The sequence below is a fragment of the Streptomyces sp. S6 genome (assembly GCF_054880855.1).
The window spans coordinates 1-949 of record NZ_JBTYMC010000688.1; the positions used below are offsets into that span (position 1 = coordinate 1).

The 949-nt window shown below is 74.6% G+C and carries 1 protein-coding gene and 1 pseudogene; both read right to left on the reverse strand.

Annotation, left to right across the window (positions count from 1 at the left end):
• Positions 1-746 (reverse strand): 4-(cytidine 5'-diphospho)-2-C-methyl-D-erythritol kinase (locus ACVNF4_RS36460; protein ID WP_461807097.1); only part of this gene is annotated, 746 nt, incomplete at its 3' end.
• A pseudogene (locus tag ACVNF4_RS36465) lies at positions 743-949 on the reverse strand (hypothetical protein); the annotation flags it as partial. The pseudogene ACVNF4_RS36465 and the gene ACVNF4_RS36460, both read right to left, overlap by 4 nt.

A 949-nucleotide genomic window follows, 5' to 3' on the forward strand; every position in this document is an offset into this window, starting at 1 on the left:
GCCGCGAGCGCGCCGGCCGCGCGGCCCGCGTCGAGGGTCCGGCTCAGCTCCGGGAAGAGCGAGAGCGCGGCCGGCTGGAGGTCGTTCGACACGCTCGCGGCCAGCGCCTCGACGTCCCCCTTCGCGAGCGCGGCCAGCAGCTCCGGGGACGCGACGGGCTCGGGGACGACCGTCCCCGCCGTCAGCCGGTCGAACTCCCGGTACACGGCGGGCGTCGACAGCCCGTGGACGGCTGTGGCGAACACCCAGTGGAAGTCGCCGCCCACCTCCAGCGGCGTCAGCAGCTCACCCCGCCCGACGCCGAGCGCCGCGCCACCGACGAGGCTGAAGGGGACGTCGCTCCCCAACTCGGCGCAGATGTCGAGCAGTTCGGCGCGAGACGCCCCCGTCCCCCACAGCGCGTCGCACGCGACCAGCGCACCGGCGCCGTCCGCACTCCCGCCCGCCATGCCGCCGGCGACCGGGATGTCCTTCGCGATGTGGATGTGGACGTCGGGAGCGTGCCCGTACCTCTCCGCGAGCGCGATCGCGGCCCGCGCGGCGAGGTTCGTGCGGTCCAGGGGGACCTGGTCGGCGTCGGGGCCCTCGCAGGTGACGCGGAGTTCGTCGGCGGGGGTGACGGTGACCTCGTCGTACAGGCCGACCGCGAGGAAGACGTTCGCCAGGTCGTGGAAGCCGTCGGGGCGGGGGGCGGCGACGGCGAGCTGGACGTTGACCTTGGCGGGGACGCGGACGGTGACGGTCACGCGGACTCCTCGGGGGCGTCTGCTTCAGGGGTACTAGGGGTACTAGGGGTACTAGGGGTCTCCGGCAGCGCCGCCCCCTTGTTCTCCGCGATCCGCGCGAACTCCTCCACCGTCAGCGACTCCCCGCGCGCCTGCGGCGAGACCCCCGCCGCGACGAGGCCGTCTTCTTCGACGCCCTGCGCCGCATCCACTCCGTCACCCTC